This is a genomic window from Pseudomonas sp. GW822-FHT03F08, assembly GCF_058801265.1.
On sequence record NZ_JBXANC010000003.1, the window covers coordinates 628,467 to 648,858 of the forward strand.

15 protein-coding genes are annotated in these 20,392 nt (G+C 60.9%); 6 read left to right on the forward strand and 9 right to left on the reverse strand.

The window, feature by feature from the left end:
- Positions 1–84: 84 nt before the first annotated feature.
- From AC1RME_RS10025 to AC1RME_RS10060, 8 genes are all read right to left on the reverse strand, one after another.
- Positions 85–1,614: a DHA2 family efflux MFS transporter permease subunit gene (locus AC1RME_RS10025; protein WP_096822287.1), complete on the reverse strand. Its 1,530-nt coding sequence runs from the start codon at positions 1,612–1,614 to the stop codon at positions 85–87.
- Between the two features lie 81 nt (positions 1,615–1,695).
- Entirely contained in the window at positions 1,696–2,898 is a 1,203-nt protein-coding gene (locus AC1RME_RS10030; RefSeq protein WP_096822288.1) for an HlyD family secretion protein, read from the reverse strand.
- Positions 2,899–2,913: 15 nt separating this feature from the next.
- Positions 2,914–4,383 (reverse strand): efflux transporter outer membrane subunit, encoded by a 1,470-nt coding sequence (locus tag AC1RME_RS10035; RefSeq protein ID WP_096822289.1) that lies wholly within the window; start codon positions 4,381–4,383, stop codon positions 2,914–2,916.
- The gene (locus AC1RME_RS10040; protein WP_096822290.1) at positions 4,373–4,855 is read right to left on the reverse strand and encodes a MarR family winged helix-turn-helix transcriptional regulator; all 483 of its coding nucleotides are present in this window, start codon (positions 4,853–4,855) and stop codon (positions 4,373–4,375) included. Before AC1RME_RS10040 ends, AC1RME_RS10035 begins: the two co-directional genes overlap by 11 nt.
- A 155-nt stretch (positions 4,856–5,010) precedes the next feature.
- Positions 5,011–6,333, reverse strand: a complete 1,323-nt coding sequence (locus AC1RME_RS10045) for a hypothetical protein (protein WP_096822291.1) — start codon at positions 6,331–6,333, stop codon at positions 5,011–5,013.
- Between the two features lie 117 nt (positions 6,334–6,450).
- Entirely contained in the window at positions 6,451–10,125 is a 3,675-nt protein-coding gene (locus tag AC1RME_RS10050) for a translocation/assembly module TamB domain-containing protein (RefSeq protein ID WP_493091065.1), read from the reverse strand.
- Positions 10,122–11,849: an autotransporter assembly complex protein TamA gene (locus AC1RME_RS10055; protein WP_493091069.1), complete on the reverse strand. Its 1,728-nt coding sequence runs from the start codon at positions 11,847–11,849 to the stop codon at positions 10,122–10,124. The genes AC1RME_RS10050 and AC1RME_RS10055 overlap by 4 nt, the downstream gene beginning before the upstream one ends.
- A 66-nt stretch (positions 11,850–11,915) precedes the next feature.
- Positions 11,916–12,566: a GNAT family N-acetyltransferase gene (locus tag AC1RME_RS10060; RefSeq protein WP_085732178.1), complete on the reverse strand. Its 651-nt coding sequence runs from the start codon at positions 12,564–12,566 to the stop codon at positions 11,916–11,918.
- Between the two features lie 174 nt (positions 12,567–12,740).
- Here AC1RME_RS10060 and xthA point away from each other — a divergent pair, with 174 nt between their 5' ends.
- Together xthA and AC1RME_RS10070 are read left to right on the forward strand one after the other, a co-directional pair.
- Complete coding sequence (xthA, locus tag AC1RME_RS10065; RefSeq protein ID WP_096822294.1) at positions 12,741–13,553, forward strand: exodeoxyribonuclease III; 813 nt, start codon at positions 12,741–12,743, stop codon at positions 13,551–13,553.
- Between the two features lie 115 nt (positions 13,554–13,668).
- On the forward strand, positions 13,669–15,003 hold the full coding sequence (locus tag AC1RME_RS10070; protein WP_493091141.1) for a substrate-binding domain-containing protein: 1,335 nt from the start codon (positions 13,669–13,671) through the stop codon (positions 15,001–15,003).
- Positions 15,004–15,136: 133 nt separating this feature from the next.
- On the opposite strand, the gene AC1RME_RS10075 is transcribed toward AC1RME_RS10070, so the two are convergent.
- Complete coding sequence (locus AC1RME_RS10075; RefSeq protein WP_102621748.1) at positions 15,137–16,366, reverse strand: acyl-CoA dehydrogenase; 1,230 nt, start codon at positions 16,364–16,366, stop codon at positions 15,137–15,139.
- A gap of 189 nt (positions 16,367–16,555) precedes the next feature.
- Between AC1RME_RS10075 and AC1RME_RS10080 the strand changes: the two genes are divergently transcribed.
- From AC1RME_RS10080 to AC1RME_RS10095, 4 genes are all read left to right on the forward strand, one after another.
- A complete protein-coding gene (locus AC1RME_RS10080; protein WP_011334997.1) occupies positions 16,556–17,500 on the forward strand; it encodes a LysR family transcriptional regulator in 945 nt (314 codons plus the stop codon).
- A 55-nt stretch (positions 17,501–17,555) separates the two neighbouring features.
- Positions 17,556–17,957, forward strand: coding sequence for a MerR family transcriptional regulator (locus AC1RME_RS10085; protein WP_007951507.1), 402 nt, complete (start codon positions 17,556–17,558; stop codon positions 17,955–17,957).
- 29 nt (positions 17,958–17,986) lie between these two features.
- Positions 17,987–18,886, forward strand: a complete 900-nt coding sequence (locus AC1RME_RS10090) for a hydroxymethylglutaryl-CoA lyase (RefSeq protein ID WP_096822295.1) — start codon at positions 17,987–17,989, stop codon at positions 18,884–18,886.
- A gap of 1,069 nt (positions 18,887–19,955) precedes the next feature.
- Positions 19,956–20,321, forward strand: a complete 366-nt coding sequence (locus AC1RME_RS10095; RefSeq protein WP_096822297.1) for a DUF6124 family protein — start codon at positions 19,956–19,958, stop codon at positions 20,319–20,321.
- Positions 20,322–20,392: the final 71 nt, after the last annotated feature.

Genomic DNA, 20,392 nt, shown 5'->3' on the forward strand with positions numbered 1-20,392 from the left:
GGACGCTCCGCGTCCGCTTCGGCATGGGACGCGGAGCGTCCCGGGCTGCATTCCCACGCAGAGCGTGGGAACGATCTCGCCGACTCAGTGACCGCTGGCCGCCGGGCCTGCCTTGGCAGCAAACGGCGGCTTCGCCAGCCACACGATCAGAATCAACCCCATAAACCCCCACCCCAGCAGCGTGAAGTAATCCACGGTGGAGAGCATGTACGCCTGACTCGTCAGCACATGATCGAGCTGCGCATACGCCGGATTACCCGCCCCGCCCAGATTGTTCAGTGCTTCTCGGGTCGCCGGCTCATAGGTGCTGATGCTCTCACTCATGTACGCATGATGCTGATCCGCCCGGCGAATCCAGATCCAGGTGGTCAGCGACGCTGCAAAGCTACCGCCCAGTGTCCGCAGGAACGTCGCCAGACCGGCACCATCGGCAATCTGGCTTGGCGGCAGGTCCGACATCAGGATGCTCAGGGTCGGCATGAAGAACAGCGCCACGCCAATCCCCATGAACAGTTGCACCAGTGCGATGTGCTGGAAGTCCACCTCGTTGGTGAACTCTGCGCGCATGAAGCAGCTCAGTCCGATCGCCAGGAACGCCAGCCCGGCCAGCAGTCGCAGGTCGAACTTGTGCGCGTACTTGCCGACAAACGGTGACAGCACCACCGGCAGAATCCCGATCGGCGCCACCGCCAGCCCGGCCCAGGTCGCGGTGTAGCCCATCTGGGTCTGCAACCACTGCGGCAGGATCAGGTTGATGCCGAAGAACCCGGCGTAACCCAGCACCAGCACCAGCGTGCCGATGCGGAAGTTGCGGTGGGCGAACAGGCGCAGATTGACCACCGGATGCTGGTCGGTCATCTCCCAGATCACGAACACCGCCAGCGCAATCACCGAAATGGCCGCGCCGATGATGATGAAGTTCGATTCGAACCAGTCCAGGTCGTTACCCTTGTCGAGGATCACCTGCAGGGCACCGACGCCGATGATCAGCGTGATCAGCCCGACGTAGTCCATCGGTTGACGGCTGGTGACCACGGGGCGTTTCGCCAATTGCGAACGCACCACCATCACCGCGAACACGCCAATCGGCACGTTGATGAAGAAGATCCACGGCCAGCTGTAACTGTCAGTGATCCAGCCGCCGAGAATCGGGCCGGCAATCGGCGCCACTACTGTGACCATCGCCAGTAACGCCAGGGCCATGCCGCGCCTGGCGGGCGGATACACCGCGATCAGCAGCGTCTGGGTCATCGGGTACAACGGCCCGGCCACCAGCCCTTGCAGGACACGGAAGCCGATCAGTTCAGGCATCGAGGTGGAAATACCGCAGAGGAACGAGGCCAGCACAAACAGCATGGTCGCCCAGAGAAACAGCTTCACCTCGCCGAAACGCCGGCTCAGCCAGCCGGTGAGCGGCAGCGCGATGGCGTTGCTCACGGCGAACGAGGTAATGACCCAGGTGCCCTGCTCCGAACTCACGCCAAGGTTGCCGGAGATGGTCGGCAGCGCCACGTTGGCGATGGTGGTGTCGAGCACTTGCATGAAGGTCGCCAGCGACAGGCCGATGGTGCTGAGCAACAGGCTGGGCGGCGAAAAAGAGGCGTTATTGCTCATCGCGAATCCTTTGGAGCTGAATTTTTTGGAGCGAGGGCAGGCGCCGCGCCCGTCAGGGAGCGCGGCGAAAGGATTGGCGAATCAGCGTTGCGCGGTCTTGCTGACCGCAGCGCTGTTGTCGTGGATCAGTTGCGCGATCATCGCGTCGGCTTCACCCAGTTGGCGGTCGTAGACGCTGGTGCTGAATGAGGCCTGTTGCGGCGGCTGCTGGGCCAGTACCGGGCCGCTCTGGTCATGCAGGTTGACCTCGACATTGGTCGACAGACCGACGCGCAGCGGGTGCTTGGCCAGTTCTTCGGCATTGACGTGAATCCGCACCGGTACACGCTGCACGATCTTGATCCAGTTACCGGTGGCGTTCTGCGCCGGCAACAGGGCGAACGCACTGCCGGTGCCGGCGCCGAGGCTGTCGACGGTGCCGCTGAATTTCACGTCGCTGCCGTAGATGTCGGATTCGATGTCCACCGGTTGGCCGATGCGCATGTCGCGCAACTGGGTTTCCTTGAAGTTGGCGTCGATCCACAGCTGATCCAGCGGAATCACCGCCATCAGCGCGGTGCCCGGCTGCACACGCTGGCCGAGTTGCACGGTGCGCTTGGCAACGTAACCGGTGACCGGTGCAATCAAGGTGCTGCGAGCGTTGGTCAGGTAGGCCTGACGCAGATCCGCAGCGGCCGACATCACGTCCGGGTGCGACGACACCACGGTGTCATCCACCAGCGCGCTGGTGGTTTTCAGTTGTTGCTGGGCGTTGGCCAGGGCGTTTTGTGCCGAGGTCAGGTCATCGCGAGCGTGGGACAGTTCTTCCTGGGAAATCGCGCCGCCGGCGGCGAGGTTTTTCCGGCGATTGAAGTTGTCCTGGGCTTTCTGCACGTTAGCCTGTTGCGCGTTGACCTGGGCTTTCATGCCGTCAACGTTGCTGTACAGACCGCGAACCTGACGCACGGTACGCGCCAGTTTGGCCTGGGCACTTTGCAGACCGACTTCGGCGTCGTTCGGGTCGAAGTTGATCAGCACCTGACCTTCGTGAACCAGATCGCCATCGTCGGCGCCGATGCTGACCACGGTGCCGGTGACCAGCGGGGTGATTTCCACGACGTTGCCGTTGACGTAGGCGTCATCGGTGCTTTCGTTCCAGCGCCCGACGAATTCGTGATACGCCCAGACGCCGGCACCGGCGAGGGCAACCACAACGGCCAGCACCACCAGCATCACTTTGCGTTTGCGCGGATTGCCGGTGTCGGGGGTGTTGTCTTGAGCTTGAGTGTTTTCGGCAGTGGCCATGACAAATACCTTGAATTAGTTGTGCGTGGTGGCTGGGCTGGCGTTGGCAGTGGTCAGGGTTTGCCCCTGAAAGCCGCCACCCAGCGCTTGCATCAGTTGAATCGACAGGTCGATCTGCTCGGCATTCAGGTTGGCCAGCTGACGCTGGGCCTGCAGCAATTGCTGCTCGATGCTGAGCACGTCCAGGTAGTTGCCGATGCCGGAACCGTAACGCTGGACCACGGTGTTGTAAGAATCCTGAGCAATGTCGGTCGCGTGCTGCTGGGCGCCGATCTGCCGGCCGATGTCACGCAACTGGTTGATCGTGTCGCTGACATCGCCCAAGGCTTTCACCAGGCTTTTGTTGTACTGCGCCACGGCCAGGTCGTAGTCGGCGTCGCGTGCATCGAGGTTGGCGCGCAAGCGTCCACCGTCGAAGATCGGCAGCGAAAGGGTCGGGGCGATGTTGAAGAAGCGGCTGGCGGACCCGAACATCGCGTCACCCAATAACGATTCGGCACCGGCGGACGCCGTAAGGTTCAGGTTGGGATAGAAGCGGGTCTTGGCCGAGTCGATGTCCTTGCTCGCGGCCTCGACACGCCAGCGTGCGGCGACCAGATCCGGGCGACGGCCCAGCAGTTCCGCCGGCAGAACAGACGGCAGCGCTACGGCACTGGCTTGCAGGACTTTCGGTCGGGCGATTTCGTTGCCGCGATCCGGGCCTTTGCCGAGCAATACGGCCAGAGCGATTTTGGCGCTGTTCAGGCGCTTTTCGGCGTCGATCAGGCTGGCTTCGGAGCTGGCTTCCAGGCTTTGGGTCTGCTGGAACTGGTACTGGCTGTCGATCCCGGAGCTCAAACGACGCTGGCTCAGATCGAGCATCTGTTTGGTGCGCTTGAGGTCTTCGGTCGCCAGGTCATAAACGATGTGCGCCTGACCCAGATCGCTGTAGGCCCGGGCCACGTCGGCGGCGAGGGTCAGTTGCGCGGCCTGACGGTCGACTTCGGCGGCGCGGGCCTGGCCGAGTGCGGCTTCCCAGGCGTCACGCTGACCGCCCCAGAGGTCGAAGTTGTAATTGAAGCCGGCGCTGATATTGCGCGTAGTGGCGTAGGCGTCGCCCTGCCCTCGCGGGTCCTGATCCTTGGCCAGGCGCGAGCGCGTAATGCCGGCACTGGCATCGAGGGTCGGGTAGCGCTCGGCATCGGCGGCATACGCGGCGGCGCTGGCCTGATGGGCGCGGGCGTCGGCGATCTGCATGTCCGGGCTGTCGTGCAGGGCTTCGCGAATCAGACCGTCGAGCTGCGGATCGCCGAGGCTGGTCCACCAGTCGCTCTTCGGCCAAGCGGCCTGGGACAGAGTGACGCCATTGAGCGATTGCCCGGTCTTCAGGGTTTTCGCGTCGAGGCTGGCGCCTTGGGTATCGAGGCCACTGTAGTTGGCGCAACCGGCGAGGATCATCGCCGACAGCACCAGTGTCAGGCTGCTGCGCAAGGTTTTACCGCTCATTGTGTTCACCTAACCGCTGGATGGTGATCGGGTCACCGGCCGCCAGCAAAATTTTCTTGAGGATGTATTCCAGGGTTTTCAACTCGTCCGGGGTCACGGCGCCGGCCAGTTCGTTCATGGCGTCGGCACCGATGTGCGGCAGGCGATCGGCCAGTTGCTGGCCTTGTTCGGTGAGTTTCAGTTGCACCTGACGGCGATCGCCTTCGCTGCGTTGGCGAATCAGGAAACCTTTCTGCTCCAGGCGGTCGAGCATGCGGGTCATCGAACCGCTGTCCAGCGACAGGTGCCGGCACAGCTCGGCCGGGGTATCGACGCCGAACTGGGCCATGATGATCAACACTTTGAACTGCGCGGCAGTGATGCCGTGGGGTTCCATGTGGGTGTCGATGATCTTGTCCTTGAGCAAGGCCGCACGGCCGAGCAACAGGCCGAGATGGCAATGCTTGAATTCGTCGGGGGTGAAATGCTTCATGTGCTCACCTAATAACTGCCTAGGCAGTGAATGTATGTCGAGATATTACTGCCTAGGCAGCGAATGTCAACGTAATAGTTAGGTTGCTTTGTAATTGGCGGATAAATGGCTGGGCGAGCGTGGCTGAACAAGGGCGCATTGCGCGCGGATCACGCTCAGGATTTGTCAGAGGGATGATTCATCGATGGCGGGTGAAGGGGATGGACTTCCCGCCCACGCAAAGCAGTTGCCGCATAACCACAGGCGCGTTTGACTACCGCATAAATACTGTGCCAGCCCGGCGGCGTCGGCTCGATGGCAGCATGCAGCGCCCACACGTAATCGAGCAGCAACCCCGGCGTCCAGGCCATGGCCTCGGCGCGCTTGCGCACCTGTGCCGCGACCCAGAATTCAGGACTGATGATGACCCGGGCAAAATCCAGCATGCTCGAATGTCCCCGGTTCATCGCGCCTTCAAGCGCCGCTTCCAGGCTATGCGCGACGGCACTCGAACAATTGCGGCTGGTGAGGTTGTAGGTGGTGTCCTGCCGATAATCCGCCCAGAACGCCTGAAGCCGTGCGGCATCGTAGTGCCCGAAGCTGACCTGAACCGAGGACGGACACCAGTCGGCAACCTCGCTCGCATAATCCTGCAGAAACCTGCCTGGGACATCGTTGTTCGGTGTTGCCCGCAGCAACCGCACGAAATCCCCCGCCGAACGATCGATGTCGTCCAGCGGGTAATGGCTGATGTAGAGGTCCGGCCCACATTCCAGTGCCGCGTGGCCGGCGGAGATGACGCCGTTGATGTCGACTGCGGCGATATAACGGTTGAGCAGCCGGTTGCGCACCAGGGTGTCGTCAACGGTGCCGCTGGGTGTCCAGACATGGATGACCAACGCGTCACCGTAGGCCGGTTTGCACACCGGGGACGGCGTCACCGGCGTATGCCCGTTCTTGAACCGCAATGCCTGCTGCAACAAGGCACAGCCCGAGAGAAAGATGCTCATGCCAATGCAGAACGGCACTGTCCCCTTGTAAAGCGTCGGGTACGGTTCGAGGAGGAACAACGCGAAGCCAATCTCGAACAGCGCCACCAGCAGTGACACCTGCCAACCGACAAAGCGCACCACCACCGCAGCCGCCAGACGAAAACCGCCGTCGAGCAGAAAAGCCACACCGAACAGCACCGCGAGAATCACCCCGGCGACATGTTGCCGGTCGACGATCAGCAGCCCCAGCAGCAGAAAAGCCAGACCCCGCGCCCTGCGCAAAACCGCCGCGGTGCCAGCTTGCGGGGCCGGCACCAGCAGAATGATCAGGGCTTCGAGCAACAACAGATAGCCGAACACATGCAGCGGGAAATACAGAACGCCGTCCAGCGCATCGATGAAAATGGCCACGCCGGCCGCGCCCCAGACAACGCCGGTCAGCGCCAGTGCTGACCAGCGCCGGCGGACAAAGTCGTTACCGAGCAAGACCATACTCAAACGAACCATTGGCGCCCCCGGGGCGTTTCGGGCAGCCGCAAACTGCCGCCTTCAAGCTGCGGTCAGTCTAATACATCCAGAAAAAGCCGGATCGTGGTCACACAATCCGGCTATAGGGAACGCGGTCTAGAAGTCCCGCTTGTAGAAGATATCCAGCGAACTGGCCACGCCGCTGGCGGCTTCCAGGTAGACCTTTTTGCTCAGTTTGTAGCGCAAGGCGATGGTGTTGGCCGGTTCGAACACGCCGACGCCGTAACGCAAGCTGAGCTTCTCGGAAATATTGCCGCTGGCCACCACGCTGGTGGTGTTGCCGCTGCCCTGGGTGTCGAGCTGGAAATCCTGAATCCCCAGGTCCTTGGCCAGACCGCTGGTGACCCCGGAACTGCCCATCAGGCCCAGACCGAGCGCCGCTTGCGCGAGCATGTTGTTGTCCTCGCCGGTGGTACTCAGCGGGCGCCCCAGCACCAGATAGGACAACGCCTGCTCCTGGCTCATCGCCGGCTCGGAAAAGATCTGCGTGGTCGGCTGCTCGGCGCTGCCGCTCAGGCGAATACCGGCGATCACATCGTCGGTCTGGCGGATCGCTTCGATGTCCAGATACGGCTGATCGATCGGCCCGGCAAACAGCAGACGCGCGCGGCGCACTGTCAGGCGCTGGCCGTAGGCGCGGTATTTACCGTCGTTGAGCCACAGCTCGCCACGGGTGTCCAGGTTGTCGCCAATGTGCACGTGACCTTGCAGGTTGGCGGTCAGGCCGAATCCGGCAAAGCTCAGCTTGTCCTCACCGACCACCACGTCGATGTCCATCTTCATGGCCATCGGCGGTTTGCCCTCTTCGGTCTGCGCACCGACGATGATCGTGTCATCGGAGACTTTCACCGTCGATGGCGGCAGTTCGCGCACGGTGATTTCGCCTCTGGGCACCAGCACCTTGCCGGCAATCGCCAGCTCATCGCCAGCCATGGAAATCTTCAAGTCCGGCGCCACTTCAAGCTTGGCGTAGGGCTCGACGGTGACCGGCAATTGCGTGCCCTTGAGCGCCAGATCCACCACCAGCGCCTGACCCCAGGCGACGTTGCCGCTGAGGCTGCCCTGCCCGGCCTTGCCGCTTTTCCAGCCGCCGTTCAATTGCACGGTTTCCCCGGCGATCACCGCTTGCAGTTGCAGTGCCTGCAATTCCAGCGGCAGTTCCGGGCCGGACACTTCGCCGTCACTGAGTTGCACAGTGCCGTTGACCAGCGGCGCAAGCAATCCGCCGGAAATCGTGCCGCTGCCGTTCAGGCGTCCGGTGAGTTTCTCGACCATCGGCACAAACGGCCGCGCCACCGACAGGTCCAGCCCGCTGAGGCGGAACGAGCCATTCAGCGGTTTGTTCTTCGGCAGCGGATTGAGCTGCGCCTGCACCATCAGTTCACCGAGCTTGCCGCCGACGAAGTTGAGGTCGGTGTCGATGCGTTTCGGCGTGAGTTTGCTGGTGAGCTTGAGGGTCTGGTACGGGAAGTCCAGCCACTGATCCTTTTCCTTCATGCGCAAGGTGCCGCCGCTGGCGTCGACGCTGATCTGGCCGTTCGGGCCGCTGGCCGGCAGGTCCAGTTGCAGGTCGGCATTGAGCTTGCCCTGCCAGGCGAAATCCTTGGGCAACCACTGCGCCAGGCTTTCGATCGGGAACTGCTTGAGGTGATAACGCAGCTTCGGTTCCGGCATCAACCGCTGGTCTTCGCCGCACAGGCTGGCATTGCCGGACATCCAGCAATGGGTGCCGAAGTTGATCTTGCCGTCGGCCAGACGTTCGAGTTTGGCCGGGTTTTGCAGCTTCCAGTCCTGACCGCCGGCCTGAATGTCGCCGCTGGCCAGACGCCCGCGCCAGTTGCCTTTGTCCAGATTGCCGTCCAGGCCCAGCGCGAGTTTCAGCTTCGGCCCGAGCAGGTCGAGATTGAGTTTCTGGCTTTTGATATCGCCCTGAGCGCTGGCGGTCAGGGTGCCCAGCGACGTGTCGCCGGCCTGAATGCCGCTGCCCTTCAAGTCGATTTTCGCCCGTTGCGCGCTGTCGAGGGTGGCGTCGAGGTTCAGGCTTTGCAGGCGATTGTCCTGGAACGCCAGTTGCGAACCTTGCAGGCCGAGTTTGCCCTGCGGCGCCTTGAGCGTGCCGGCGACATCGACCCGACCGTTGATCTGCCCGCGCAGTTGCGGCCAGAGCTGGGCCAGTCGCGTCAGTTTGATGTCGATCTGCCCGGTGAGTTTTTGTTGCAGGCTGCCCTTGCCGTTGATGCTGTTGTCGCCGAGACGGATCTGCAGGGCATTCAGATTCCACTGCTCGCCCGCGCCGTCAGCCTTGGCTTGCAGCACCGCCGGTTGCCCACGCAGTTTGCCTTTGAGGTCGAGGTCAGCGTTGAGGCTCAGGCGCTCGTTCTTCATTTCGCCCGTGCTTTTCAGTGGCCCGGCCAGGGTGCCCGGCAGCTCCGCCATCCAGTACGCCGGGTTGAGCGCGGACAACTCCAGCGCAGTGTCCCAGGCAATGCCGTCGGCGAACTGCACGTTCACGTGCCCTTCGGCCTTGCCCTGCCCCGCTTCGAGTTTGAATTGCGGCAGGAAGATCTGTTTGAGATTGCCGCTGAACGGGCTGCTCAGGCTGAACGCCCCGGCCGGGCCATCCAGCGCGGCGGCGAAATTGCCGAGGTATTGGCCGTCGGTGTAGGAGACTTCGCCAGTGAACGTGCGCAGAGCGACTTGCGGCTCGTCGATCTCGGAATAGAGCCGATGCCACGGGAAATCCTGCCAATTGATATTGGCCTGGGCGCTGAGGCCTTTGCTCCAGTCGACATTGCCAGTGAGCTTGAGGCTTTGCTTGTCATTGGCCGTCAGGTCGAGGCCGGCGATTTGCGCACCCTTGGCGTCAACCTTGCCTTTGATCAACAGCGCTACCGGGCCTTTATCGGCAGGCAACGTCGCATTGCCGAGCAATTGGTAACCGTTTTTCAGATCGCCTTCACCGGTCAATACCAGTTGATTGAGTTGCAGAGTGTCCGGCAGATCGGCGCTCGGCTTGAACGCCTCCGAGGTGATGCGCACCTTGGCCGGCAGGTTTTCCGCCAGCGGTTGCAACTCGCCGCTCAACTGGCCGTCGAGGTAGCCACGGCTGTCGGCGTGCAGGTTCAGGGTCTTGAGCAGATCGCCGTCGACTTTGAGTGCCAGTATCCATGGGCCGGTGCCCGGAGACGGCAGGGTCAGATCGCCGGCGATGTTCAGCGGCCAGTTGCCGGTCGGTTGCAGCAGGCCGGACAGATTCAGGCTCAGGTCGTCGCGTTGCAGTTTCACGCTGTCGATCTGCATGCCCTTGGCAGTCCAGTGTGCCGCGAGTTGCAGGCCTTTGAGCTGTTCGCTGCCATTGAACAACAGGCTGCCGACCTGAACGTCGCCCAACTCGATGGCCACGGGCAATTGCAGATCCGGCAACTTGATCGGGCCGCTGTCGGTGGTTTCTTCGCCGGGCGGGAATTGCAGGCTGACCTGATCGGCCTTGAGCTGCTCGATGCACAGCGTCATTCGCGTCAGGCACAGCGGCGACCATTCGAAGATCGGTTTGCTCAGCTCGACGCGACTGCTGTCCTGCTGCCACAACAGGTGATCGGCGCTCCACTGCCCACCGAGGCGACCCTGGAAGTTGTCGACGCTCAATCCCGGAACCAGCCCCAGCACCCATCGGCTGCCGGCCTGGGTGCCGAGTACAGCGGCAATGCTCAATACAATCAGCAGCACCAGCGACAACAGCGCCAGCGCCGAAATTTTCAAACCACGCTTCACAGCTCAGGCCCCATGGAAAAGTGCAGCCGGATGCCGCCATCGTCGTCCAGCGCGTGAGCCAGGTCGAGGCGGATCGGCCCCACCGGCGAAACCCAGCGCACACCGATACCGACCCCGGTCTTGAGGTTCGGCAGTTCGAGTTTGTTGAAGGAGTTGCCCTGGTCGACGAAGGTCGCGATCCGCCATTTTTCAGCGATCGAGTATTGATATTCGACGCTGCCGGCAATCATGTAGCGCCCGCCGATGCGGTCGCCCTCGGCGTTTTCCGGGGACAGGCTCTGATAGTCGTAACCGCGCACGCTCTGATCGCCACCGGCGAAGAAGCGCAGCGACGGTGGTACGGATTTATAACCGTTGGTGGCGCTGCCGCCGACCTGCACTCGCCCGAGGAAACGGTGATTGTCGAACACCGTGGTCAGGCCTTTGATCAATGCGGTGCCATATAAAAGGTTGGTGTCCGAAGCCAGACCTTCCTTGGCCACCTTGGATTCAAACGTCAGGCGATAACCATTGTGTGGGTCGATGCGGTTGTCGCTCTTGAGGTAGGAATAACTGACGCCGGGCATCAACAGGTTGCTGAGACCGGAGTCGTCGCCCAGTTGATATTCCTCACGCTGCCATTTCAGCGAAATCACCCGCTGCCAGCCGCTGGGCAACTTGCTGTGCCATTCCGGGCCGAAGGTCAGCAGTTTGCTGAGGGTGTCGGAACCGTCGATGTTTTCGTACTGATAACCACCGGCCCAGCGCAACTTGTCGGTCAACGGTGGGTCCAGCGGAATGTCGTAGAACAGACCGACGTTCTGCCGTGGCGCCGAGAGTTCGGCTTCCCAGCCATAACTGTCGCCTTGCGGGTTGACCCAATGGCGAGTCCAGTTGGCCTTGATTCGAGGGCCGACGTCGGTGGAATAACCAAGACCGAGGCCCATGGTGCGCGGCTTGCGGGTTTCGAGTTTGACGTCCACCGGGATCACGTCGTTTTTCGCGGCGGTCGGTGCGGCGTCGACCCGCACGCCTTCGAAATAACCGCTCGATTGCAGGTCACGATTGAGTTCGGCGATCAGCTCCGAGTCATACGGTTCGCCGGCCTTGAACGGCACCATGCGTTGCAGCAGGTCTTCGTCGAACGGCGTGTCGCCCGCGAAGCTGACTTTGCCCAGCGTATAACGCGGGCCGCTTTCATAGATCAATTCAACATCGGCGACCCCGGCGCGGGGATCGACCATCAATTTCTGGCTGGTGAAGCGGCCACTGAAGAAGCCATAGCGCGACGCTTGATTCTGGATCAAGCGCTTGGCGTCTTCGTAACGACCATGGTTGAGCACGGCGCCGGGCTTAAGCACGTCGCTTTTCGGTACGCGAAAGGATTTGAGGGCGGCAGCGGGTCCGTCGACCCGCACGGTGACATTGCGCAGGCGAATCGGCTCGCCGGGATCGATGTTCAGCACCAGGCGCGGTTTTTCGCCGCCCTTCACGTCACTTTCAATCTGCGGCTGGTAATAGCCCAAGGCCTGGGCGGCCTTGCGCGCCTGCTCTTCGGCGCCGCGACTGAAGCGCTGCAAGGCTTCTTCGTCACGATCGCCGAGGCTGCCGATATAGCCTTCTATATTGGCTTTGAGTTCATCGTTGGACGGTTTGATCCGCACATCCAATTCACTTTGCGCCAGCGCCGCGCAGCTGGTTAACAGCATGAGCACGCCACTGGTAAATCTTCCTGGAAACTTCATAGGCGCGGATGCTATCACGGGCTTGGGAGCGTGATAGAACAGGAAACTTCCCAAAAAGTTCGATGGTTATCCCGTTGCAGTTTGTAACACCTGCGGGTTGGCGTGGAAAAACACGTGCTCGCGCACCGGTCCGACGGCGACTTCGCCGATTTCCTCATAGCCCTGACGCTTGTAAAACTCCAGGTAGCGCGGGTTGCCGGTATCGAGGATCACCCCTTGGGAGCTTTCGTCCACCGCGCACCAGTTGTGCACCGCTTGCAACAGTTGTTCGCCGAAGTGTTTGCCCTGAAATTGTGGGTGCACGCCCAGCAGCGGCAGCATGTGCACCGAGTCGGTCGGCACGCAGGCTTCAACGGCGGCGTGATATTCCAGATAACGCCGCGTGCAGCGGAAACCAGTGCTCAGCACCATGCGCAAACGCCAGGCCCAACTCTCGGTGACACCCAGACGCCGTTGCGGCGGTGCGATCAGGGCGATGCCGATCAAGCGATCATTGACCAACAGGCCGATGGCCGGCAGATCCTGCAGGAAATGCTGTTTGACCAGTTCCCGCACCGTGGCACGCACCCGTTGTTCGTAGCCCGGACGTTCGGCCTCGAACAGATAAGCGAAGGTCGGCTCATGACGGTAAGCCTGATACAGCAAGGATCGCGCTTCACGGGAATAGCCGCGGTCGAGCATGTGGATGTCGGCGATGGCGGTCGAGGTTTCAGGCATGACGGTGATTCTCCCTGGACGGGACTCAACAGGCCCCGTTCTTGTTATACGAGCCTTGGGCTGAAGGGATCGTTCCCACACCCGAAAGACATTAGCAGCGCATATGGACTACCGCCACGCTGGCCCAGATCCTACATGTCAGCTAGCATCGCCCTTTTGCCAGGACTGCCGACCATGAAGATCGTTTCCTTCAACATCAACGGACTGCGGGCCCGCCCGCATCAGCTGGCGGCGCTGATCGAAAAGCATCAGCCGGACGTCATCGGCCTGCAGGAAACCAAGGTCCACGACGACCAGTTCCCGCTGGAAGAAGTGCGGGCCCTGGGTTATCACGTGTATTTCCACGGCCAGAAAGGCCATTACGGCGTTGCCCTGCTCTCGCGCCAAGAGCCGATTGCCGTGCACAAAGGCTTCGCCACCGATGAAGAAGACGCGCAGCGGCGCTTTATCTGGGGCACTTTCGCCGACGCCAACGGCGTGCCGGTGACGATCATGAACGGCTATTTCCCACAGGGCGAAAGCCGCGACCATCCGACCAAATTCCCGGCCAAACAGCGCTTCTACAGCGATCTGCAAGCACTGCTGGAAAGCCAGTTCAACAATGAGCAGCCTCTGGTGGTGATGGGCGACGTGAACATTTCCCCGGAAGACTGCGACATCGGCATCGGCCCGGACAACATGAAGCGCTGGCTGAAAACCGGCAAATGCAGCTTCCTGCCGGAAGAGCGCGAGTGGATGGCCCGCCTGAAGAACTGGGGCCTGACCGACAGCTTCCGTCATCTGAACCCAGATGTTACTGACACCTTCAGCTGGTTCGACTACCGCAGCCGTGGTTTTGAAGACGAGCCGAAGCGTGGTCTGCGCATCGACGTGATTCTGGCGTCCCATGGCTTGCTGCCACGGGTGAAAGCGGCCGGCGTGGACTATGAACTGCGCGGGATGGAAAAGCCTTCGGACCATGCGCCGATCTGGCTTGAATTGAGCTGACCAGCCTGAAGCAGAAGATCACAGCCAGCGGTTGTGATCTTCTGCCTTGTCATCTTTCAGAAACCTCACTGACTTAATCTCCCCGGCAATCCCCTTGGCTGCATTCGGTGCCGGCATGACCCTGCGCGTTCTGTTCGTCTTTCTCCTGAGTGCCTGGCTGCAGGTTTCGGCCGCTGCATTGCCCATTCCCGAGAACGGCCCGGTCCTGCGCATCCAGGGTTCCAACACCATTGGCGCGGCCCTCGGCCCGGCACTGGTGGAAGGCCTCCTTAAAGAACAAGGGCTGCTGAAAGTCCATAGCGAAACCCCGGACACCGCCAACGAACAACGGGTCGTCGGCCTGACGGCCCAAGGTAAACGGATCGTGGTTGAAATCGCCGCCCATGGCTCCAGCACCGGTTTCACGGCACTCAAAAGCAACAGCGCCGATCTGGCCGCTTCTTCCCGCCCGATCAAGGACAGCGAACTCGCCAGCCTGCAACCCCTCGGCGACCTGAAAAGCCCCGGCGCCGAGCAAGTCATCGCCATCGATGGCCTGGCGATCATCCTTCACCCCGCCAATCCACTGAATCAATTGAACACCGAGCAACTGGCGCGGATATTCAGCGGCGAGGCGAAGACGTGGGAAGAACTCGGCGGCAAGGGTGGGACGATTCATCTGTATGCGCGGGATGATCAGTCCGGCACCTACGACACGTTCAAGGAACTTGTCCTCAGTCGTCGTGGGAAAACTCTGAACAACTCGGCGAAACGTTTCGAATCCAGCGAGCAATTGTCCGACGCGGTCAGTGCCGATCCGCAGGGCATTGGTTTCATCGGCCTGCCCTATGTGCGCCAGGCCAAAGCCGTGGCGATTGTCGATGGACAGTCCCTGGCGATGTTGCCGCTGGCCAGTTTGATCGCCACCGAAGACTATCCACTGTCCCGTCGCCTGTTCTTCTATTTGCCACCCGACAGCCTGAACCCGTGGGCCCGGGCGTTGGTGGATTTTGCGCAAAGCCGTCAGGGCCAGGCGATTGTTGCGGCCAATGGCTTTATCGCCCAAACCGTGCACGCCATCTCGGTTACGCCGAATGCGCTGATGCCCGAGGGTTATCAATCCCTCAGCCGGCACGCCCAGCGTCTGACGGTGAACTTCCGCTTCGAAGAAGGCAGCGCCAGCCTCGACAACAAGGCCCGCCAGGATCTGGCCCGGGTGTTCGACTATATAAAGCACCACGACAAGACTGACCGTGCGGTAACACTGGTGGGATTCGGCGATGCCAAGGACGACCCGGCGCGGGCGGATTTGCTGTCGAAGCTGCGGGCGATGGCGGTACGTCGGGAGCTGGTGAAGAGCGGCGTGGTGTTGCGCGAAGTGCGCGGATTTGGCGCGCTGATGCCGGTGGCGACCAACAGCGGGGATGAAGGCAGGATCAAGAATCGGCGGGTCGAGGTGTGGGTTTACTGAATCTGATGTCCTGATCGTTCCCACGCTCTGCGTGGGAATGCATACCGTGACGCTCCGCGTCACAGTGGACGCAGAGCGTCCAAGGCTGCGTTACCACGTAGAACGTGGGAACGATCAGGGGTGAAGTGCGGAATCAGCGCTCGCTACGCAGCATTTCCTTCGGCACGTACTTGCCGATCTCGAACTTGCCGATCGCCGCGCGGTGCACTTCGTCCGGGCCGTCGGCCAGGCGCAGGGTGCGTTGCATGGCGTACATGTAGGCCAGCGGGAAATCGTTCGACACCCCTGCCCCGCCATGGATCTGGATCGCCCGGTCGATCACCCGCAACGCGACGTTCGGTGCGACGACCTTGATCTGCGCGATCTCGCTCTTGGCAACCTTGTTACCCACGGTGTCCATCATGTACGCCGCCTTCAGGGTCAGCAGGCGTGCCATGTCGATCTCCATCCGCGAGTCGGCGATCTTGTCGACGTTACCGCCCAGGCGCGCCAGCGGTTTGCCGAATGCAGTACGGCTCACCGAACGTTTGCACATCAGTTCCAGTGCACGCTCGGCCATGCCGATCGAACGCATGCAGTGGTGAATCCGGCCTGGGCCGAGGCGACCTTGAGCAATTTCGAAGCCGCGTCCTTCACCGAGCAGGACGTTTTCGTACGGCACTCGCACGTTGTCGAACAGCACTTCGGCGTGACCGTGGGGTGCGTCGTCGTAACCGAACACCGGCAGCGGACGGACGATCTTCACGCCGGGGGTGTCGACCGGCACCAGAATCATCGAGTGCTGGGCGTGGCGCGGGGCGTCGGGGTTGCTCAGGCCCATGAAGATCAGGATCTTGCAGCGCGGATCGCAGGCGCCGGAGGTCCACCATTTCTTGCCGTTGATCACCCACTCATCGCCATCACGCACGGCACGAGCAGCCATGTTGGTGGCGTCGGAGGATGCGACGTCCGGTTCGGTCATCGCAAACGCCGAGCGAATCTCGCCGCGCAGCAGCGGTTCGAGCCAGCGCTGTTTCTGCTCTTCGTTGGCGTAACGCACCAGCACTTCCATGTTGCCGGTGTCCGGTGCCGAGCAGTTGAACGGCTCGGGGCCCAGCAGCGAACGGCCCATGATTTCCGCCAAGGGCGCGTATTCGAGGTTGGTCAGGCCGGCGCCGAGCTCCGACTCAGGCAGAAACAAATTCCACAGCCCTTCAGCCTTGGCCTTGAGTTTGAGTTCTTCCATGATCGCGGTCGGCTGCCAGCGGTCGCCCTCGGCAACCTGCCGTTCGAACACGGCTTCGGCCGGGTAAACGTAAGTGTCCATGAACGCGGTCACGCGCTCACGCAGTTCTTGCACCTTGGGCGAATAAGCGAAATCCATGAGCAATTACCTTTTTTCGGCAGGTTGTTTAAGTCATGCAATCGATGCTAGAACAGCGTTGATAATTTACCTAGCCTATTCTCGGCGTGTATAAACATTCATCACCGATATATGATTGATTGATTTTCCTGGCCGCCCTGACCCGCGCCATCCATCTATAACAAGCATCTATAACAAGAGAGCCGCGTAATGAATCTGAGCAAGGTCGACCTCAACCTTTTCATCGTCTTCGACGCGATCTACACCGAAGCCAACCTGACCCGCGCCGGGCAGATTGTCGGCATCACCCAGCCTGCGGTGTCCAACGCCCTGGCGCGGTTGCGCGAGACCTTCAACGACCCGCTCTTCGTACGCACGGCCCAGGGCATGGTGCCGACGCCCATGGCGCAGAACATCATCGGCCCGGTGCGCAACGCGCTGTCGCTGTTGCGGGTATCGGTTCAGGAAAGCCGCATTTTCAACCCCTCGCAAGCGGTCAAGACTTACCGCATCAGCATGACTGACCTGACGGAAGCGGTGATTCTGCCGCCGCTGTTCCAGCGCCTGCGTCGCCTGGCGCCGACGGTGATCATCGAAAGCTTCCTGTCCAAACGCCGGGAAACCACCAAGGAACTGGCCGCCGGGCGTCTCGACTTCGCGGTGGATGCGCCGCTCAACACCGACCCGCAGGTGCGCCACGTCAAGCTGATGGAAGACCGTTACGTCTGCGCGATGCGCAAGGGGCATCCGCTGGCGACCAAGGAAAAATTCACCCTCGACGATTACCTGTCGCTGACCCACATTCATATTTCCAGCCGTCGCAGTGGTCTGGGCCACGTCGATCTGGCGCTGGGCAAAATGGGCATCCAGCGCAAGATCGCCCTGCGCTCGCAGCACTATCTGATGGCGTCCCAGGTGTTGCAGCAGACTGACATGGTGATGACCGTGCCGGAGCGTTTCGCCCGGCGCCATGACCTGCACGCGTTCAATCTGCCAGTCAACGATGTGCCACCCGTGGAAACCCATTTGTATTGGCACGAAAGCACCGATCAGGACCCGGCCAACCGCTGGATGCGCGAGCAGATGATCGAGCTGTGCCAGCAAGTGACAGCGCACGAGAAGAAGCTCGACAAGCTGCAGGCGCCCGCCACTTGACGTAAACGTCAACCTGCCATTAGCTTAGCGCCAAGACCTTATTTCGAGCGCTTTCATGAGCAGCCAGACCTACAGCATTTCCGACCTCGCCCGCGAGCTGGACATCACCACCCGGGCGATCCGCTTCTATGAAGAACAAGGCCTGCTCAGCCCCGAGCGCCGAGGCCAGGAACGCATCTATTCGCCGCGCGACAAGGTCAGCCTGAAACTGATCCTGCGGGGCAAACGCATCGGTTTTTCCCTGGCCGAGTGCCGCGAGCTGATCGAGCTCTACGACCCCTCCAGCGGTAACACCAAACAACTCAACAGCATGCTGGCGAAAATCAGCGAGCGCCGGGAACAGCTCGAGCAGCAATTGCTGGACATCGAACAGATGAAGCTGGAACTCGACACCGCCGAAGAACGCTGCGTGCAGGCGCTGGAGCAGACGCTCAAAAGTCAGCAAGTCGCGCAGTAGCCTCCCGATAATTACAACAGGTCAACGCCATGTCCCTCCCCTCCCAAGTACGCCTGATCGAAGTCGGCCCGCGTGACGGCCTGCAGAACGAAGCCCAGCCCATCAGCGTCGCCGACAAGGTGCAACTGGTCGACGCCTTGAGCGCTGCCGGCCTCGGCTATATAGAGGTCGGCAGTTTCGTCTCGCCCAAGTGGGTACCGCAGATGGCCGGTTCCGCCGACGTATTCGCGCAGATCCAGCGCAAACCCGGCGTGACCTATGGCGCGCTGGCGCCAAACCTGCGCGGTTTCGAAGATGCGCTGGCCGCCGGGGTCAAGGAAGTTGCGGTGTTTGCTGCGGCATCCGAAGCGTTCTCGCAGCGCAACATCAATTGCTCGATCAGCGAAAGCCTGGCGCGGTTCGCGCCCATCATGGAATCGGCGAAACAGCACGGCGTTACCGTGCGCGGTTACGTTTCCTGCGTGCTGGGTTGCCCTTATGAAGGCGAGGTCGCCCCGGAACAAGTGGCGATGGTGGCCCGCGAGTTGTACGCGATGGGCTGCTACGAAGTGTCGCTGGGCGACACCATCGGCACCGGCACCGCGGGCGCCACCCGCCGGCTATTCGAAGTGGTGTCGCAGCAAGTGCCGCGAGAGAAACTCGCCGGCCACTTCCACGACACCTATGGCCAGGCCATGGCCAACATCTACGCCAGCCTGCTGGAAGGCATCGCGGTGTTCGACAGCTCGATCGCAGGCCTCGGCGGCTGCCCGTACGCCAAGGGCGCCAGCGGTAACGTCGCCACCGAAGACGTGGTGTACCTGCTCAACGGCCTGGGTATCGAGACCGGTATCGACCTCGACGCCTTGATTGCCGCCGGCCAGCAGATCAGTGCGGTGCTGGGTCGCCCGAGCGGTTCGCGCGTGGCCAAGGCTCGCAGCGCACAGTGAGGGGATGGTGTTACCGCCGAGCGCGAAACGTGGGCACAAGCGAGTAACACGGAAACAAATTGTCTGGTTTTGACTGAAGGAAAAATCCTTCAAAAAACTCAAACCCTTGATTTGCAAGGGTTTTAAAAAGTTGGCACGGCTTCTGCTATCTCTATGGCATAACAAGAATAAAAAGCAGCAAACCAATAAAAATAAGACGTACCGACTCTGACATAACAAAAACAACACGGCAGAGACGCAGCTAACAGATTTTTTTGGAGAAGGTGTGCTTTTCAGGGTGTTCCTCGGAATGACCCGCAACCGGGCAGAGAACAATAAAACTACCTTCAGGTAGCTCCCGAATCGGTTGGATCGCCTAGCGAGAAAGCAGATCAGCGCTCAAAAAAATACGTTTGCTCTTGACCCCGGATGGGGGTCGCCAAAAACAGCGGTAAAGGGCCACGGTTGCCAAAAACAACAACAGACCGACCCTCAATAATAAAAAAGAGCACGCGACGACAAAATTAAAGGGGAGCTTCGGCTCCCCTTTGTGCTGTCTGGCGTTCTGAAATTGTCCGCGACGGATCTCCTCCCCCATCTCGATCCTCCTGCAAGCGCTCACTCGGCAAGATCTCAGTGAGGCAATTGATCTTGTGCCTCAACATCCAGCCCCCCACATACAAGAAATCCCAACAAAAACACGTAGGGTTCACGGCTTTCGCTGTGTGTAAACACGACGCCGAATGTGCGTTTAAAGTACACGAACCGTTACGCCATAAGGGCTACAACACCTTGCGTCGTTGCCTACGCGTACGCCAGAATCCGCCGGCTTACGCAGCTTGGAGAGGGCTATATCGTTTCCCTGTCACTGAAAAACAGTGATCGGGTTTGGTAGCCCGTCTGTAATAGCTGTATGGCAACACCGTATGCAGTCCCTTTTGGGGCTCTGTTTTATGGTGGTCATGCGTGGGGCTCATTCGTGAGCGCCGGGTTCCTATTGCAGCCGGTCTACCAACCCGCGTATGGCCGCCACCCATCGTTTGGTAGCGTGGGTGATGGCTCCTTGAAGTCTGCGATAGGAGTTACACGTATGTTCAAAGCCACACCAAACCCACCAGAAACCGATTCAATCCCCTACGACGCCGCACTAGAAGCCGAAAACATAAAAACGGCAACCGAGCGGGCGATCAATCATTACCTCGATCCTGGGGCGCAGAAGACGTCCAAGCCCTCGCGCAAGCCGGGCAAGATCTATCTGGTCAATCCGACGGTGGATGACGAAACGCTACTGGTCGAAGCGTGCGAAACGCTGTCGTCGGCCAGTGACATGGCCCGGGATATTGGCGACACCGTCGATCCGTCGCAGCGCAAGGCGATGCAGATTCTGCAGCAGGTCATCATGCTGAGTGAGCTGCTGGTCAATCGTGTGCTGGATAACCATCACGTCTCGCGGTAGTTGCCGCCTCGGTGAGGGGCTTGTCCCCTCACTGCTTGGCAGCCGTCGATAAAAATCCTCAAGCGACTCTG

Coding starts and splice junctions, on each gene's coding strand:
- AC1RME_RS10025 (WP_096822287.1), bottom strand. CDS start 1,614: ATGAGCAATAACGCCTCTTTTTCGCCGCCCAGCCTGTTGCTCAGCACC.
- AC1RME_RS10030 (WP_096822288.1), bottom strand. CDS start 2,898: ATGGCCACTGCCGAAAACACTCAAGCTCAAGACAACACCCCCGACACC.
- AC1RME_RS10035 (WP_096822289.1), bottom strand. CDS start 4,383: ATGAGCGGTAAAACCTTGCGCAGCAGCCTGACACTGGTGCTGTCGGCG.
- AC1RME_RS10040 (WP_096822290.1), bottom strand. CDS start 4,855: ATGAAGCATTTCACCCCCGACGAATTCAAGCATTGCCATCTCGGCCTG.
- AC1RME_RS10045 (WP_096822291.1), bottom strand. CDS start 6,333: ATGGTTCGTTTGAGTATGGTCTTGCTCGGTAACGACTTTGTCCGCCGG.
- AC1RME_RS10055 (WP_493091069.1), bottom strand. CDS start 11,849: ATGAAGTTTCCAGGAAGATTTACCAGTGGCGTGCTCATGCTGTTAACC.
- AC1RME_RS10060 (WP_085732178.1), bottom strand. CDS start 12,566: ATGCCTGAAACCTCGACCGCCATCGCCGACATCCACATGCTCGACCGC.
- xthA (WP_096822294.1), top strand. CDS start 12,741: ATGAAGATCGTTTCCTTCAACATCAACGGACTGCGGGCCCGCCCGCAT.
- AC1RME_RS10070 (WP_493091141.1), top strand. CDS start 13,669: ATGACCCTGCGCGTTCTGTTCGTCTTTCTCCTGAGTGCCTGGCTGCAG.
- AC1RME_RS10075 (WP_102621748.1), bottom strand. CDS start 16,366: ATGGATTTCGCTTATTCGCCCAAGGTGCAAGAACTGCGTGAGCGCGTG.
- AC1RME_RS10080 (WP_011334997.1), top strand. CDS start 16,556: ATGAATCTGAGCAAGGTCGACCTCAACCTTTTCATCGTCTTCGACGCG.
- AC1RME_RS10085 (WP_007951507.1), top strand. CDS start 17,556: ATGAGCAGCCAGACCTACAGCATTTCCGACCTCGCCCGCGAGCTGGAC.
- AC1RME_RS10090 (WP_096822295.1), top strand. CDS start 17,987: ATGTCCCTCCCCTCCCAAGTACGCCTGATCGAAGTCGGCCCGCGTGAC.
- AC1RME_RS10095 (WP_096822297.1), top strand. CDS start 19,956: ATGTTCAAAGCCACACCAAACCCACCAGAAACCGATTCAATCCCCTAC.